The organism is Pseudomonas sp. DWP3-1-2, from assembly GCF_049896285.1.
Lineage (GTDB): Bacteria > Pseudomonadota > Gammaproteobacteria > Pseudomonadales > Pseudomonadaceae > Aquipseudomonas.
Map to the genome: position 1 here is coordinate 897,312 of NZ_JAFCTZ010000001.1, position 16,652 is coordinate 913,963.

A 16,652-nucleotide genomic window follows, 5' to 3' on the forward strand; every position below is an offset into this window, starting at 1 on the left:
GGTCTGAGGTTTTCGCATGTGCACTCGCCATTCCCTGCATTGCATTATTCCGCCCTACATCATGGAACACATGGCTCTGTCGCAACATGAACCGGTCAGAGTGCTGGCCATTGCCAACCTGGCCAGCAGTGCCGCGTTCGTCGCGTCCCGTATGTCGGCGCAGGCAATGCCGACCCTGCTGGCGCGCAAGTCACCCGATGGCAAGAAAAACCGGCTGATCTATGACGCAAAAGGCACGCATACCTTGCCGGGCACCCTCGCACGGGCAGAACATCAGGACCCCACGGGCGATGCCGCCATTGACGAAGCCTACGATGGGTCCGGTGACGTCTACGACTTTTACGAACAACTGTTTCAGCGCAACTCGCTGGACGACAACGGCATGACACTGGTGTCCACGGCCCATCTCGCCGAGATCGACTTCCAGGGCGAGTTCGTGCCCATGAACAACGCCTTCTGGAGCGGCCAGCAAATGGCCTACGGCGACGGCGATGGCATTGTCTTCAAACGCTTTACCGGCAGCCTGGAGGTCATTGGCCACGAGTTGACCCACGGCGTGCAATCGTTCACCAGCAACCTGACTTATCAAGGCCAGTCCGGTGCGCTGAATGAACACTTTGCGGATGTGTTCGGCATTCTTATTCGCCAGTGGAAAGAAGGCACAGCGGTGGAAAACGCCAGTTGGCTGGTGGGCAAGGAGCTACTGGTACCAGCCCCCACTCGCCGGGGCATTCGCGACATGGAACATCCCGGCACGGCCTACGCAAATGACCCGGAACTGGGGGATGATCCACAGCCAGCGACCATGGCCGGGCTTTACACCGGCCCCAAGGACAACGGCGGCGTGCACATCAATTCAGGCATCCCGAACAGAGCCTTTGTATTGACGGCAAAAGCCCTGGGGGGTAATGCATGGGAGGTAGCCGGCAGAATCTGGTACGAAACCATGTTGCAATTGAGCAGCTCCAGCCAGTTCGTCGATTGCGCCAGAATCACTGTGCAGGTCGCCGGTTCCAAAGAGTACGGCGCAGCCGCGAAAAAAGCGGTCAAGGCGGCGTGGAAGAAAGTCGGCATCACGGTCTGATCGGCCCGCCGGAGCTCACCAAAAAACGTACGGGAGCAAGACAATGAAAGTTTGCCTGATACAGTCAGGTGGTGTTGTCGGGGCCATCAAAAGCTGTGAGGTAAATACCTCCAGCCTTGAGGAAGCCGAGGCGCAACACCTCAAACAACTGGTCCATGACAGTGGCCTGATCCAGTCCAGCAGGGCTGTCTCGGAACAGGCCCGGGACCTGAAACAGTACGAGATTACTATAGAAGACGAAGCACACCCCATCTGTGTCGTCTTCGATGATCAGAATGTCCCGCCTTCGGCCCGGACCTTGCTTGGTTTTCTGATGCAGCGAGCCAAGCCAGGGGGGTTGTAGAACCGTTATGAGGCATCACGCCCAGAAAAATACCGGCTTTGCCGAAGCCGAAAATCACGCCATTAACTAATGGCCAAGTGACATATTTACGTCAATCTGCCGCAGGGGTCCATGCATCGCCCTGATTTCTACCTGTTCTCAAGATTTAATTCGGCTGAATCAGTGCTGACAAGGTATCTTCCCCGGCTTGTTTTTTTTAAATTATCCACCCTGTCCCCCCCATGCAGATGAGTTCACCTTGCCTGATACAAAACCGTCCCCGGACCTGATCATTTGCGAGCACTGTGACTCGTTGTATGAATCACATCCGCTCGTGCATGGTGAGACCGCTCTGTGCCAGCGATGCGGCTCGGTATTGGCCCGGGGTCATCACCTGACCATCGAGCAGTTACTGGCCCTGACCATCGCCGCGGCTGTGCTGTTTGCGTTCGCCAATTTCTTCCCCGTGATCAGTATCAGCATGCAGGGCCTGAGTAACCAGGTGACCCTCTGGCAGTCGGTGGAGGCCCTGGCACAGGGCCGCATCACCTTGATTGCGCTGGTAGCCGGGCTGGCGATCATCTTTGCGCCCCTGTTGCAGATCACCCTGTTGTTCTGGGTGTTGCTCCACGCCCATAAAGGCGTGATCGCCCCCGGCTTCAAGATGTGCATGCGGGCCCTGGAGCATCTTCGGCCTTGGAGCATGCTGGAAGTCTGCCTGCTGGGCATCCTGGTGGCGATCGTCAAGCTGGGGGGCATGCTCGACGTGCATCCGGGGCTGGGTTTATGGGCGATGGCGATGCTGATGGTGCTTATTATCCTTATTGCCGGCAAAGACATTCGCCGGTTATGGAAAGAGCTGGGAGTCCCGCCGTCATGAATGGCATTCCCTATGCCCGCGAACACGATGTATGCCTGTGCCACACGTGTGGTTATGTCTGCCCGGCCGATACCCACGTCTGCCCGCGCTGCGAATCGGCCGTGCATGTCCGCAAACCCAACAGCATGGCGCGCACCTGGGCTTTCTTGATCGCAGGCCTGATTTTCTATATCCCGGCCAACCTGATGCCGGTGATGTTCACCTCGATGCTTGGCAACAGCAGCGAGAGCACGATCATGAGCGGCGTCATCGAGTTCTTCGAAGCCGGCTCGTGGGACATTGCCCTGCTGATATTCATCGCCAGTGTCGTCGTGCCCTGTATCAAGTTCGTGGTACTGGGCATGCTGCTCGTCACCTGCCAGCGCCGCAGTACCTGGGCCATGCGCGAGCGGTCGCGGCTCTATCGTTTCATCGAGTTGATCGGCTATTGGTCGATGCTCGACGTGTTGGTCGTCGCCCTGGTGGCGGCGCTGGTGCAGTTCCGTGAGCTCAGCACCATCGAGCCGCGCATCGGCATTTTGTTTTTTGGTCTTGTTGTGGTGATGACAATGTTAGCCGCCATGAGTTTCGATCCCCGGCTTATCTGGGACGCAGAGGTTGAAGATGTCTGACAATACCCTACCCCCTTCCCCCTCCGCGCCGCCAAGGCCCGAGGTCAAAAGACGCCGCGTGCGCGTCTCACTGGTGTGGCTGGTGCCCATCGTTGCCGGTTTGATCGGGCTGTCCATGGCCTTGCATGACTGGATGAACGTCGGCCCGAAAATCACCGTGAGTTTCCTGACGGCTGAAGGCCTGGAAGCCAAGAAAACCCAAGTGAAGTACAAGAACGTCGTCATCGGTATCGTCAGCGACATCGCACTCAGTGATGACCGGACACACGTTCTGGCCACCATTGAACTCGACAGCAGTGCAGCCCCGTTCACCCGGGAAGACAGCCAGTACTGGGTGGTGCGACCACGCATCGGCGCCAACGGCGTCTCCGGGGTCGATACCTTGTTGTCCGGCGCGTTCATCGGTGCCGATGCGGGCAGTTCGGAACAGACCAAGGATGAGTTCCTGGGTCTTGAGACCCCGCCGCCAGTGACCTTTGGTGAAAAAGGCCGGCGTTTCAAGCTCCACACCGATGACCTGGGATCGCTGGATATTGGCTCGCCGATCTACTACCGGCGTATTCAGGTCGGGCAAGTGGTGTCGTATGAGCTGTCCAAGGACGGTAAGGGCGTCAACATCGAGATTTTCATCAACAGTCCCAATGACCAGTATGTCAGCACCGACACCCGTTTCTGGAACGCCAGCGGCGTGGACGTCACCGTGGGCGCCAACGGTCTGAAGATCAATACTCAATCGTTGACCTCGATCATTTCCGGCGGTATCGCTTTCCGCGAGCCCAACTGGAGTCCGGATACCAAGCCTGCTGCCGAAAATGCCGAATTCAAGATTTTCAACGATCAAGCCGCTGCTCTGGCACCGCCAGATGGCCAACCGCGTTACATCCGCATGCGTTTCGAGCAGTCGCTACGAGGGCTGGATGTCAACGCCCCGGTGGATTTCCTCGGGGTCAACATTGGCCGCGTAGTGTCGGTAGACCTGGACTACGACCCGAAGACACAAACCTTCCCGGGCATCGTCGGTGCAGTGATTTACCCCAAACGTCTTGGCACGGCTGAAGCCAAACTGCAGCAGCTAGGTGGCTCGGGCGATGAAGACGAGCAATCGGCGCGCGTTCTTGGTGCATTCGTGACACGGGGTTTGAGGGCCCAGGTTCGAACCGGCAACCTGTTGACCGGGCAGCTCTATGTCGCCATGGACTTCGAACCCAAGGCACCCAAGGTGGTGTTTGATTCGAAAGCACGTCCACTGGAGATTCCGACCGTGCCCGGCAGCTTCGACAAGTTGCAGGAGCAATTGCAGGCCTTTGTCGACAAACTGGGCAAATTGCCCATCGACGAGCTGGCGAACAACCTCAACGGCAGCCTGAGCGAACTGCAAAAAACCCTGAAACAGGTCAACAGCACGGTCTTGCCAGAAATGCGCGGCACACTGCAACAGGCACAGAAAACCCTGCACACCGCCAATGACAGCCTGGGCGAAGATTCCCCAGCCCGCCTCCAGCTTGGTCAGGCCATGGACGAAGTGCAGCGCACCGCCCGCTCTGTTCGGGTGCTGACGGACTTCCTCAGTCGTCATCCGGAAGCGCTGATTCGCGGCCGCACCGGCGATGCCGCGCCGGGTTCTTATAAAGCCCCTGCTTCTTCCCGTGCAATTGATCTGGAGCCACAGCAATGACCCTGCGCCTGAAATTTATCGCCCTGGCCGCAGTGCTGGGCGTCAGCGCCTGCGCCTCTACCGAGACGCGCTACTACACGTTGATAGCACCCGCCAACACCACTGTTGCGCCCGCGGTTGCGGCAGCGCCGTTCCAGTTCGAGATGCTTCCAGTGCTGATGCCGGTGCAGGTCGATCAGCCTCCGTTGGTGATACGTCAGGGCAACGGCAGCCTTGCGATTCTTGACGCGCAGCGTTGGGGTTCGCCGCTGGGCGATGAGTTTCATGACGCATTGACCGGCCAACTGGAGCGACGTTTTGGCACACGGGACATGGCGGGGTTGCCCAAAGACAGCGCCAGGCCGGTACTGTCCTTGCGCGCCGATGTAAGACGTTTCGAGTCGGTGCCCGGCAGCTATGCAATGATCGATGTGGTCTGGAGCCTGGGTCTGCGCAATACCGGTTCCAAGGTGCAAAACCTGACGTGCAGCAGCGTGATACGCGAGCCCGCCGGACCTGGCATCGAAGACCTGGTACTGGCCCACCAGCGCGCCGTCTCACGCCTGGCTGACAGCATCGCCAAAACCGCTGGCAACTGGGCTCGGGACCAGCAGTCGCCCTGCCTCTGACCTATACCGACATTCCTGCCGGTGGATGCCAACAAACGGTCCACCCGACAGAAATTTTGGCGTATCGTTCAACTCAATTCAGGCCGAATGGAACTCGTAAGCAGTGAACATGAACGTCGCCACTTCCTGCGACTTCGTCCTTCGTGTTTCCGTTCTCGATGAACAATGTCCTCTCATTTCGCCGGATCAATCCGGCAAGCTATTGTCTGGAAGGAAGATCGCCATGACTGGGATTGGCCCGCGTCTTAAACAGGAACGCCTGAGACTCAAGCTCTCGCAAAGTGCCCTCGGTGCAATCGGTGGAGTAGAAACCAACGCTCAGGGCAACTACGAAAACGGAATACGCTCACCCCGGGCAGATTATCTGTCACGCATTGCTCAGGCAGGTATCGACGTTGCTTTCGTCGTGACGGGTATGAGGCTCTCAGGTGCCCCCACCCCTGAAGAGCCCCATGAAATGCTCCAGTCTCAAAGCGTTTGGGGGCTCCAGACCGAGGATCGTCTAGCGACTCTGGTGGAACGCCTGCAAGGCAGCCTGCACGACATCACCGACAACCTTTACCAGATCACGCGCCTGGCAGACGCCAGAGTGGAACCCGGCCGGTCAGAGACCTTGCAAGCCCAACTGGAGAACATCAAAGGCGATGCAGAGGCCATCGCGCTGGCCACGGTGCGCCTGATTTTCGTGACGTCCCGCCTGAACTGAGCACGGCCCCCGGGCCAGGGCCTGTGGTTATATGGATGTAACCAAGTGGTCTTGCCGAATGGCCATTAGTGCTTGCGAATACACGGGTGCAAGCGATGATATTCAGGGTCTACATCAGCCCGGATTGCCGTCGTTGCAGGTCGTGTGTCGTACCTTGATTTTCTGCCTTGCATACCTGACTGCCAAACCTGCATGCAGAAGACAGGAAGCGCGACCATGAACGAACCTCTTGATCTACAAGCCGTAAAAAACCGCCAGATGACGGCATGGGCCAGTGGCGACTACGCGGTGATTGGCACCACGCTGCAACTGGTTGGCGAGTTGCTGGCCGAAGCCTGCGACCTTCGTTACGACGAACGCGTCCTTGACGTCGCCGCTGGCAACGGCAACGCGACTCTGGCGGCCGCTCGCCGCGGATGCGTGGTGACCTCCACCGATTACGTCAGCGGCTTGCTTGAGCGCGGCCGCGAACGCAGCCGGGCGGAGCATTTTGATGTCAGTTTCCGTGAGGCAGACGCTGAAGCCCTGCCCTTCGAAGACGCATCGTTCGACGTTGTGTTGTCGACATTTGGCGTGATGTTCACCCCTGATCAGGCGCGTGCCGCCGCCGAAATGGCGCGGGTATGCCGCTCCGGCGGGCGCATTGGTCTGGCCAACTGGACGCCTGAAGGCTTTGTCGGACAAATGTTCAAGACACTGGGCAAGCACCTTCCACCACCTGCCGGGTTAAACCCGCCTTCGCTGTGGGGCGTCGAAGCGCATCTTGATCACTTGTTCGGTGACAGCGCAGCCGAGATCAACGTGACCCGCCGCGAGTTCAATTTCCGTTACCGCTCGCCTGCGCATTTCATCGAAGTGTTCCGCGCCTGGTACGGGCCGGTTCACAAAGCCTTTGCTGCACTACCGCCGGAAGGCGCCGCAGCTCTGGAGCGAGATCTCACCGAACTGATCACCCGAATGAACCGAGGCGGCGAATCGTCTTTGGTGGTGCCCAGCGAATACCTGGAGGTGGTCATCCGTCGTCGGTAACTCGCTGCCTGATAGAAGAGACCGTTTTTTACGGGACATTATCAATGTCTCACCTCAAGGCACGCTCAAGCAGCCTGGGCGCGCCTCTGGATGACTAGAAACCAACCGTTGCCGACACCAGCCAGGTACGCGGCGTAGACAGGGTCAAACCGGCCGCCGCGTCCGACGAAGTCGCCGCCGAGGCCCAGCACGTCTTGTCTAGCACGTTCTCCACCGCCGCCCGCAATGTGATGGGGTTGTTGCCCAGCTTGAAGGCATAGCGCCCGCCAAGGTCGTAACGCTGCCAGGCGTCGATTTTCTGCTCGTTGGCTTGATCCAGATACTGGGAGCCGGTGTGAATGGCGCGGGCGGTCAGCGTCAAGCCCGGCATACGATTGATGTCGTACTCCAGCCCCAGATTGGCATTGAGGATGGGTGAACCCGTGCCGCGCTTGCCATCGTATTGGCCCAATGCGGTTTTGGTCTGCTCGCTGTCCAGGACCATCACCCCGCCCAGCAGACGCACATCGCTGGCCAGTTCGCCAAACACGTTCAGCTCGACACCCTGATTGCGCAGTTCGCCGTCCGGCTTGAAATTGCCGCCCGCGTCGGTGATGTAGCTGGGCTGCTCGATGCGGAACACGCTCAGGGTGGTGGCGAGGCCGCCCATGTCGAGCTTGACGCCCACTTCCGTTTGCTTGGATTTGTACGGTGCGAAGACCTCGTCCCGGTTGGTGGCGGTGGTCGGCGCGGTTTCGCCCTGGCTCAGCCCTTCGATGTAATTGGCGTACAGGGAAATTTCATCCGTGGCCTTGATCACAAGACCTGCGGCAGGCGAAGTAGCTTGTTCGTCATATTGCTGCCCGAGCACGCCACTGGCGTAGGCGTCGACTTCCACGCGTTGCAATCGCGCGCCCAGCGTCAGCAACACCCGATCGTCGAAAAGGCTCAGCGTGTCAGCAAGCGCCGCACTGGAGAACACATCTTCGGTGTGGGTCGAGGTGTCGAAGCGATTCGGCACGCCGGGGTATGGCTGCAAGACCGGGTTGTAGAGGTTGCTGGTACGCGTGAGGTAACGCTCGCCGCTGTTGTCGAACTCCATGTCGAAGCGATTCAGGCTCAGGTTGACGGTATGCCCGATTGGCCCGGTGTTGAACCAGTTGCGGGCGCCCACCGTGAAGGTCTTGACCTCTTCGTCCCGCTGAAACGACCGGGGCGTCAGGCTGAAGTTGCCATTGTTACTGTTGACCTGCACTGCATGGCGCAAAAAATCATACTCGCCGCTGCGGGCACCTGCCGCCGCATAGACCATCAACGAATCGCTGACGTCGAACTCGCCACGAACAGCGCCGAAGGTGTCCTTGGAGTCGGCATACGTCCAGGGTTGGGCGAAGTTGCGATCAATGTCCTCAGCCTTGGGTATTTTCACGCCTGCGGCGACTTCAACCCGTTCGATGGGGGCTTCGCCGTGGCGCTCCGAGCGGCCCAGGTCCAGCGACAGGCGTACGCGCTCCTTTTTGAAATCGAGGCCGATCACCGCCGCTTCGCGCTCCACCGACTGATGATCCCACTCGGTATCCCCCGACTGGCGCACGCCATTGAACCGCACACCGTATTCCTGTTCGTCGCCGAAACGCCTGGCAATGTCCATGCTCCCGCCGAACTGTCCCGCCGAGGCGTAGCTGCCGGTGAACTCCGTCAACGGGTCTTTGCCCGCACGCTTGGGCTCGATATTAATGCCGCCGCCAACGCTGCCACGGGGGGCAATACCGCTGAGCAACGCACCGGGGCCTTTGAGGATATCGATGCGCTCGACCATCTCCATGTCGATGGAGTACGTGGGCAGCACGCCATACAGACCGCCGAACGATACGTCGCTGTTGTACAGGCTCAAGCCGCGAATGGAGAACTGCTCGAAGCGCCCGCCCGCTGGGTTGGTGGTGCGCACCGAGGGATCGTTGGCCACCACGTCTCCCAGGGTGCGAGCCTGCTGGTTTTTCACCGTGGTGCTGGTGTAAGACGTCAGGTTGAACGGCGTTTCCATGAAATCGCGATCACCGAGCATGCCTTGACTGCCCCGACGCGTGACCTGCCCGCCGGTATACACATCCCCTTGCGCGTCAAAGCGGCTGCCATCGATGGAAGTTTGGGGTAACAGCACCGAACCGCTTTCTCCGGTGGGCGCGGGGATCAGTGTGTAGGACTGATCGGCAACCGGCTGTAATTGCAGGCCGCTGCCTTGCAATAGCCGGGCGAACCCTTCCTGGGGTGCGTATTCGCCACTCAACCCGGCTGTGCTGCGCCCGGCCACCAGTGCCGGATCCACGGACAGACTGACGCCCGCCTGGGCGGCAAAGCGGTTCAATGCCGAGCTCAGGTTTCCGGCAGGTATCTCATAACGATGTTTGGCACCCTCTTCAGCCCATGCAGGGACCATGAATACCGATCCAGCGCCAATCCCCGCCAGGACGCTCGCGTGGCAGCTCATTTGAAGCAAAGGGCGCATCCCCAGATGGGTCAGGCGCAGACGTCGAAGAAAAACTGCAGGCATCGGAACACTCTCTTATTACGTTCACTTAAGAGCAATGACAGGCGAGGCCTAAAAAAGGGACAGGGATCAGGCGGTAATTTTTCGAGGCGTCAGGGTCACCCAATACCGGGTTCGCGTCTGAACCTGTAGCGGCAGGCTGGCGGCCAGCAGAAACAGGACCTTGTCCGTGTCGTCCAGACGGAACGTACCCGTGACGTTCAGGGCTTCCAGCGTCGGGTCCCAACGCAGCACGCCGGGACGATAACGGCTCAGTTCAGCCAGAAAAACCCCCAAAGGCTGGTTCTCGACACTGAGCACACCGTCCCGCCAGCCCGGCTGTTGAGTGTCGAAGGGTTGCAACGGCGCCACCGAAGAGGCCGTCATGGTGGTCTGGTGCCCGCCGTGCAAACGCAGGGGCTGACCATTTTCAGGAAAGAGGTCGACGCTGCCGCGCCACACCGAAACCCGGCAGCCCTGCCCGTTCAGCCGCACGCAAAGTTCGGCCTCATTGGCCACGACCCGGCCGATGCGGGTGTGGATCGCGATGGCGGCGATATTGGTCGCCATGCTCAGCGCCAGTTCGCCTTCAATCAACGCCAGCGTACGTGTCTGGGTGTTGATATTCACCGCGCTGGCGGTGTCCAGTTGCAGCAGGCTGCCATCGGGCAGACGCAGCGCCTTGCGCTCCCCCGCCGCCGTGCGTAGATCAGCGCGCAAGGCCGCCACTGGCGCTTGCTGGCTCAAGACCCAGCCGGCAGGCAGCAACGCCGCCACCACCAGGGCGCGCTTGAGGGCAGCCCGTCGGCCCAGGTCCGGGCGGTCGAGGCTGGCCAGCGCCAACTCCCCAGGCAGCGAAGCGAATCGGCCACGCAAACCCTGGGCTTTTTGCCAGGTCTGTTCGTGACTGGGGCATTGATCGCGCCAGTGTTGCAGTTGCCTGCGGTCTTCATCACTGGCGGCACCGGACTCCAGCAACACCAGCCAGTGCGCGGCATCTTCGGCCACCCGACGACTCGGCGCGGCGCTGCTCACAGCTCAGCCATCAGGCAGTGGGTGTAAGCCTGCGCCATATAGCGCTTCACCGTGCGCTCGCTTACCCGCAACCGTTGCGCGATCTGCGCATACCCCACCCCCTCCAATTGCGCCCATAGAAATGCCCGCCGTACCGCCAAGGGCAATGCATCGAGCAGTTCATCCAGCGCCTGCAGGGTTTCCAGCAGAATCCAGCGTTGTTCAGGGGAAGGGATGACGGTATCGGGCAGCGTCGCCAACGCCTCCAGATAGGCTTGCTCAAGGCTGCGACGTTGATAGTGATTAATCAGCAAACGCTTGCCGACCGTGAGCAAGTAGGCGCGAGGCTCGCGCAGTTGAGTCAGCGGTTCACTGTGATGACTGGCCAGCACCCTGACGAACGTGTCCTGACTCAGGTCAGCCGCATCCCAGGCATTGCCCAAACGAGCGCGCAGCCAGTTTTCCAGCCAACTGCGATGCTCTCGATAGAAATGTTCCAGGGTGGCCTCTGAGGGACCTGTCGCTTGCCTCATGCTGAATCGCCCACTGCGCATGCCGCCAATTAAAATGAGAATCATTCTATTTAGTTAGCGTGGGCTCGCCAATCTTTTTCGCCCTGGCGCACCGGGCCAGGACTCGGCAAAAGCTCGCCTGCCCGCGACGGCGGCGTATCAGGCCCAGCGTTTTTTGGGCTGGAGGTGACCTGTCGCGGGTAAGCGTATCTATCGGGTTAGTCTTCCTTACCGACGCTTCATTCGGTCAATGATCACGGCCAGGAGCAGGATAGAACCGCGAATGACGTACTGATAGAAGGTGTCGATATTCTTGAGGTTCATGGCGTTCTCGATGATCGCCAGAATCAGCACGCCGGCAATCACATGGCGAATCATGCCGATGCCGCCGCTCAGGGACACGCCGCCCAGCACGCAAGCCGAAATCACCGTCAGCTCGAAGCCTTGGCCAATCATGGGTTGCCCGGACGTCATGCGTGAGGCCAATACGACGCCGGCCAATGCGCCGATCAGGCCATGCACGGCGAAGATGATGATTTTGGTGCGATCCACATGCACGCCAGCCAACAGAGCGGCTTCCTGGTTGCCACCGATGGCCAGGGTATTGCGCCCGTAAGTGGTGTAGTTCAGTAGCCAGCCAAAGAAGGCGAAGCAGACGATCGTGATCAGGATGGGCACCGGGACGCCATACACCTGACCGTTGCCCAGCACGAAGAAATCCTCGTTCATCACGCCCACGGCCTTACCGTTGGAGAAGATGTAGGCAAGGCCACGCACGATCTGCATGGTTGCCAGGGTGGCGATCAACGCATTAATGCGCAGCTTGGCAATGACGATGCCGTTGATCAGCCCCACCACCAGCCCCATGGCCAATGCCGCAGAAATACCGAGAAACAGGCTGTCGGTGTCGCGCATGACGATCCCGGCGACCACCCCGGAGCAGGCCAGGACCGACCCCACGGACAAGTCGAAATGCCCGGAAGCCAGGCAGAACAGCATCGTGCAGGCGGCAATGCCCACCGTTGAAATGGCCAACCCCAGGCCGCGCATGTTCAGCGGTGACATGAAATTGTCGATCAGCAGTGCGCAGAGCACAAAGATGCCCACGGCGGCCATCAACATCGCCCAGTCGTCGATAAAACGACGCACATTGAGACCTTGGCGGGGAGCCGTCAGACTGGTTTCGGTAGACATACGCACCTCTTTCTTATTTTTCACGGTGTTTGAGCCAGGTTCAGCCACGGGTTCGCGGCAGTGCAAGTTGCAGCAGCCGCGCTTCATCGGCCTCGTCGCGAGAAAGCTCGCCACTGATGGCGCCCTCGCTCATGACCAGAATCCGGTCGGCGATGCCCATGACTTCCATCAGATCGCTGGACACCACAATCACAGCGATGCCCTTGGCAGCCAGGTTATGAATGATCTGATAGATCTCGGATTTCGCGCCGATGTCGATCCCGCGGGTTGGCTCATCCAGCAGCAACACTTTCATGGGCATCGACAGCCAGCGCCCGAGAATCGCCTTCTGCTGATTGCCGCCAGACAGGTACAGCATGTGCTGATCGGCTGACGGCGTTTTGACATTCATCGACTGGATCTGCGACTTGGCGTTCTCGCGTTCCCAACGGCCCTGAATCAGGCAGCCCAGAGAAACGTGACGCGGCCGGGCGCCGATATTGATGTTTTCCTGCACGCTGGACAGCGGCACGATGCCTTCTTTTTTGCGGTCTTCGGGGCACAGCAGAATGCCTGCCGCGATGGCATCGCGAGGTGACTTCAGCGCCAGGGCCTTGCCCTCGATCTGCAATTCGCCCGCCTTGCTGCGCGTCAGGCCGGAGAGCATGCGAAACAGCTCGGTACGACCTGCCCCCACCAGACCAAAGAAGCCCAGCACTTCGCCCTTCTCGACCGAAAAACTGACCGGCTCCTGCAATCCAGGCCCCATCAAGCCCTTCACCTGCAAACTGGGCCCTTGATGCGGGCGCGGGCGATAGTTGTAGATGTCCTGAATATCGCGACCGACCATGCACGTCACCAGCCGGTCGTGATCCAGATCGGCCATGTCCTCGAACGTGCGCACAAAACGCCCATCCTTGAACACCGTCACGGCATCACAGACCCGGAAGATTTCTTCCATGCGGTGCGACACGTAGAGAATCACCCGGCCCTCTTCCCGGAGCCTGACGATGATTGCCATCAGCCGGTCGATTTCCCGCGCCGACAAACTGCTGGTGGGCTCATCGAAGGCAATCACGTGAGCGTTTCGCGACATGGCCTTGGCGATTTCCACCAACTGACGCTGGCCCAGGGACAAATCGCCCAGGCGTGTGTTCGGGTCAATCTCGTCAGCCAGGCCGGTGAGCAGCTCACGGGCGCGGCGCACCATGGCACGCCGGTTGACCATGCCCCAGCGGTTGGGCATGTGCCCCAGCAGGAGGTTTTCGGCCACGGACATTTCCGGGACCAGTTGCAGCTCCTGGTGAATCACGGCAATGCCTGCCGCGATGCTGTCTGCCGTTGATTTAAAGGCGTGCGTTTGTCCGCCAACAGACAAGTTGCCGCTATTGGGCTGGTAGGAACCGCCGAGAATTTTCAGCAGCGTGGACTTGCCCGCGCCGTTTTCGCCCATCAAGGCGTGGACGCTGCCGGGCCGCGCTTCGAAATTGATGTCTGACAGCGCACGTACACCGGGGAACGTTTTGCCAATCCCGTTGAAGCGCAGACTACCGCTCGATGGATACTGTTCAGTGGCCAGTTGTTGCATGGAACCCTCCTCCCCGCTCCGTCCGATGACGAAGCGAGGACTTGCGGATGTCAGCCCGATATTTCAGGGCGGCGACGTGGCTTGGGTGTTATTTCCACAAACCGATCTTGGTCAACACTTCCTGAAAGTTGGCCCTGGTGATCAACGTCACGTCTTCCATCGCGGTGTATTTAGGAGGTTCCTTGCCGTCCTTGACCCACTCGTACATCTGCAAGGCGGTTGTGTAACCTTCCTTGTCCGGGCTGGGCAGCATCGAACCGAAGAAGCCGCTTTCTTTCTTTTTCAGCTCATCAATGGCATCCGTACCGTTGATACCGATCCCGATGACATTCTTGGCGCTGAAGCCATTGGTGCTGGTGGCACGCACGCCGCCCAATACCGTGTTGTCGTTCATCCCGCCGATGATGAGGTTCTTGGCCCCGGAAGGCAGCTTGGGCAATGCCGAGTTGGTGGAGTCCATGCTGCCGGGTACGTCCAGGGTTTTCTGCGGCGCGAAAATAATGTGATCTTGCGGCAGGCCCGCTTTGAGCAAGGCGTCCACGGAGCCGTCGGTGCGCTTCTTGCCGGTGTCCAGTTCGTTATAGGTGTTGATGATCGCGTAGGTTTCTTTCCAGTCCCAGTTGCGATTCTTGGCCTCGGCGGCCATGGCGGCGCCCTGCTTCTGGCCGACTTCGAACGCGGCCATTCCCAGGTACGGCACGTCCTCCATGAACTTGCCATCGGCATCGACGAACCGATCATCCACCGCCATGACTTTCAGGCCATTGGCTTTGGCCTTGGCGACAATGGCAGGGCCTAGGGAAACATCCGGCGGGCAGATAACGAAGCCCTTGGCCCCGTTGGCGGCCAGGCTGTCGATAGCAGAAAGGGTTTTTTCACCGTCGGGAACGGCAATCTTGAGCACCGTGAAACCATGTTCCCTGCCCGCTTTCTCGGCAAAGGCCCATTCAGTCTGGAACCAGGGTTCTTCGGGTTGCTTGACCAGAAAGCCGATCTTGATTTCTTCGGCAGCGGATGAAAGACCACTCATGCCCAGAACGGCAGTGGCAACAGCGGCACAGCAAAGGGAACGAATCCCGTGACGGCTCAACATAGCTAACTCCTTATTTTTATTGAATAGCTACAGCGTCCAGCGGTGGGTTGCAGGGACACCCGCAAGGACGTCAAACAACTGAAAAACAGTCATATCATATTATGAATGCCGGTTATGTAACCTAGTGTCACGGCATTCTCCGGACAGCGGATTTCATCCTCCATACCGATGGCAAACCCGACCTTGCACGCCCACATCGGCCCGTATCAGCGCACCGTCAAATTGACCACAGGCCCCGGCGGGCGATGCACTGGTGACGTAGAGCGTGGTGAGTTCAGGCCCTCCGAATACACAACTGGTGGGATGGCTGACCGGCAAATCGACGATCCGGTCAACGCTGCCGTCCGGTGCGAAGCGGATCAGGCAGTGGCCGTCCCAGCGGGCATTCCAGACAAACCCCTCGGCATCCATGGCCGAACCGTCCGGCGCGCCACGGGAATGCTCGGCGGCCCAGACATCACGAGGGCCCAGGCTGCCATCAGCACGCAGGGGGTAACGGTAAATCACGCCATCCAGCGTGTCGGCGCTGTAAAGCGCATCGCCTGCGTCATTCCACAGCAGGGTGTTGACGATGCCCTGCCCTGCGAGCAGTGGCGTGACTGTGGCGTCGTGATCAATGCGGAACAACCCACCCGAGCGGCGCCGCAACGGCAGGTCGCCGCCGTCTTCGTCCAGATTATTCTGCATGCTGCCCAACCATAGACGGCCCAAGGCATCGCAGCGGGCTTCATTGGCGCGATTGCCGACAACCGGATCAGCCACACACAGCAGGGTCAGGCGCGGCTCGTCACTCGGGGAGTCAAGGTCAAGGCGATACAAGCCGCTGGCGAGGGTGACCAGAGCGTCGCCTGTGTTTGTGGGAATGAAGGCCGAGACCGCTGCCGGCATCCGCCATTGGCGAAAGTGCCCGTCAGCCAGGCGGCAGGCCAGCCGTGCGGCGATATCGACCCAGTACAGGGCCTGGGTTTCAGCGTCCCAGAACGGCCCTTCGGCCAGCATGAAACGGTGCTCGGTTACAGGCTGCCAGTGCATATACGTACCCTTGTTATTATTTTTTTCGTCTTGCCTGTGTTGCATTTACGCGTCAGTCAGGGTGTGTGGCTGACCGCCTGGCAAAGAAGCCGTCTATGACAACCGCCGCCTGCTCGATCAAAGCCATGCAGGCCCACACACCACGCGCGGCATCCCGTGTCGCAATCGCGTCGGCCAGATCCTTGTGCAGTGGCAGGGTCTTGCCCAACTCCCCCGGCACTGCCGAAGACACTTCAAACGATACGGCCAGCAGTGCGCCTAACGCTGGCAACATCTGCTCGATAAACTGATTGTGGCTCGCCGCCAGCACCGCTTCATGGAAGCGGCGATCCGCCAGGTTGTAGTCGCCCATGTCAGCCACCGATTTCGCCAGCGCCTCATACGCCACCTGTATCTCGACGATCTGCTGCGGGCTGGCCCGTTCGCAGGCCCACCGCACGGCCATCGGCTCTATGGTGCGGCGCAGATCCAGCAAATCCTTCACAAAGTCCCGGGACAGCCCTTTACGCGCCAGCCAACTCACCACTTGCGGGTCGAACAGATTCCAGCTGCGCAAAGGCATGACGCGGGTCCCGACCTTGGGACCGACTTCCAGCAAGCCTTTGGCGACCAGCGTCTTGATGGCCTCGCGAATCACCGTGCGACTGACGCCCAGCTCTTCGGCCAGCACCGCCTCTACCTTCAACACCTGACCCGGCAATACGTTGCCTGCCGCGATCCAGGCACCCAACCGATCCACTGTTGACGCGTGAAAATTACTGCTCATGACGCGTACGCCTCACTGCGCGGATATTCCGCGAACCGAGGCTAATCATCACA

General features: G+C 59.8%; 16 protein-coding genes. 8 read left to right on the top strand and 8 right to left on the bottom strand.

Features of this window, described 5'->3' with window-relative positions; all coding sequences use genetic code 11:
- Positions 1–16: 16 nt before the first annotated feature.
- The 8 genes from ACP7B0_RS04180 to ACP7B0_RS04215 all read left to right on the top strand — a co-directional run bounded on the left by ACP7B0_RS04180 (position 17) and on the right by ACP7B0_RS04215 (position 6,915).
- On the top strand, positions 17–1,084 hold the full coding sequence (locus tag ACP7B0_RS04180) for a M4 family metallopeptidase (RefSeq protein ID WP_426139642.1): 1,068 nt from the start codon (positions 17–19) through the stop codon (positions 1,082–1,084).
- 43 nt (positions 1,085–1,127) lie between these two features.
- On the top strand, positions 1,128–1,427 hold the full coding sequence (locus ACP7B0_RS04185) for a protealysin inhibitor emfourin (protein WP_426139643.1): 300 nt from the start codon (positions 1,128–1,130) through the stop codon (positions 1,425–1,427).
- A 238-nt stretch (positions 1,428–1,665) separates the two neighbouring features.
- A complete protein-coding gene (locus ACP7B0_RS04190; protein WP_426139644.1) occupies positions 1,666–2,286 on the top strand; it encodes a paraquat-inducible protein A in 621 nt (206 codons plus the stop codon).
- A complete protein-coding gene (locus ACP7B0_RS04195; protein ID WP_426139645.1) occupies positions 2,283–2,897 on the top strand; it encodes a paraquat-inducible protein A in 615 nt (204 codons plus the stop codon). The genes ACP7B0_RS04190 and ACP7B0_RS04195 overlap by 4 nt, the downstream gene beginning before the upstream one ends.
- Positions 2,890–4,572 (top strand): intermembrane transport protein PqiB, encoded by a 1,683-nt coding sequence (locus tag ACP7B0_RS04200; RefSeq protein ID WP_426139646.1) that lies wholly within the window; start codon positions 2,890–2,892, stop codon positions 4,570–4,572. The genes ACP7B0_RS04195 and ACP7B0_RS04200 overlap by 8 nt, the downstream gene beginning before the upstream one ends.
- Positions 4,569–5,180 (top strand): PqiC family protein, encoded by a 612-nt coding sequence (locus tag ACP7B0_RS04205; protein ID WP_426139647.1) that lies wholly within the window; start codon positions 4,569–4,571, stop codon positions 5,178–5,180. The genes ACP7B0_RS04200 and ACP7B0_RS04205 overlap by 4 nt, the downstream gene beginning before the upstream one ends.
- Before the next feature lie 223 nt (positions 5,181–5,403).
- Complete coding sequence (locus ACP7B0_RS04210) at positions 5,404–5,886, top strand: helix-turn-helix domain-containing protein (protein ID WP_426139648.1); 483 nt, start codon at positions 5,404–5,406, stop codon at positions 5,884–5,886.
- Between the two features lie 216 nt (positions 5,887–6,102).
- The gene (locus ACP7B0_RS04215) at positions 6,103–6,915 is read left to right on the top strand and encodes a class I SAM-dependent methyltransferase (protein ID WP_426139649.1); all 813 of its coding nucleotides are present in this window, start codon (positions 6,103–6,105) and stop codon (positions 6,913–6,915) included.
- 94 nt (positions 6,916–7,009) lie between these two features.
- Here the strand turns inward: ACP7B0_RS04215 and ACP7B0_RS04220 are convergent, their stop codons facing one another.
- The 8 genes from ACP7B0_RS04220 to ACP7B0_RS04255 form a co-directional block, all read right to left on the bottom strand.
- Positions 7,010–9,445 (bottom strand): TonB-dependent siderophore receptor, encoded by a 2,436-nt coding sequence (locus tag ACP7B0_RS04220; protein WP_426139650.1) that lies wholly within the window; start codon positions 9,443–9,445, stop codon positions 7,010–7,012.
- A 66-nt stretch (positions 9,446–9,511) separates the two neighbouring features.
- Positions 9,512–10,456: a FecR domain-containing protein gene (locus tag ACP7B0_RS04225; protein WP_426139651.1), complete on the bottom strand. Its 945-nt coding sequence runs from the start codon at positions 10,454–10,456 to the stop codon at positions 9,512–9,514.
- A complete protein-coding gene (locus tag ACP7B0_RS04230) occupies positions 10,453–10,968 on the bottom strand; it encodes a sigma-70 family RNA polymerase sigma factor (protein ID WP_426139652.1) in 516 nt (171 codons plus the stop codon). Before ACP7B0_RS04230 ends, ACP7B0_RS04225 begins: the two co-directional genes overlap by 4 nt.
- Before the next feature lie 207 nt (positions 10,969–11,175).
- On the bottom strand, positions 11,176–12,141 hold the full coding sequence (gene araH, locus ACP7B0_RS04235) for an L-arabinose ABC transporter permease AraH (protein ID WP_426139653.1): 966 nt from the start codon (positions 12,139–12,141) through the stop codon (positions 11,176–11,178).
- A 40-nt stretch (positions 12,142–12,181) separates the two neighbouring features.
- The gene (gene araG / locus ACP7B0_RS04240; RefSeq protein ID WP_426139654.1) at positions 12,182–13,708 is read right to left on the bottom strand and encodes an L-arabinose ABC transporter ATP-binding protein AraG; all 1,527 of its coding nucleotides are present in this window, start codon (positions 13,706–13,708) and stop codon (positions 12,182–12,184) included.
- 88 nt (positions 13,709–13,796) lie between these two features.
- Positions 13,797–14,801, bottom strand: coding sequence for a substrate-binding domain-containing protein (locus ACP7B0_RS04245; protein ID WP_426139655.1), 1,005 nt, complete (start codon positions 14,799–14,801; stop codon positions 13,797–13,799).
- Positions 14,802–14,954: 153 nt separating this feature from the next.
- Positions 14,955–15,833: an SMP-30/gluconolactonase/LRE family protein gene (locus ACP7B0_RS04250; protein ID WP_426139656.1), complete on the bottom strand. Its 879-nt coding sequence runs from the start codon at positions 15,831–15,833 to the stop codon at positions 14,955–14,957.
- Between the two features lie 52 nt (positions 15,834–15,885).
- Positions 15,886–16,599 (bottom strand): FadR/GntR family transcriptional regulator, encoded by a 714-nt coding sequence (locus tag ACP7B0_RS04255; RefSeq protein ID WP_426139657.1) that lies wholly within the window; start codon positions 16,597–16,599, stop codon positions 15,886–15,888.
- Positions 16,600–16,652 lie beyond the last annotated feature (53 nt).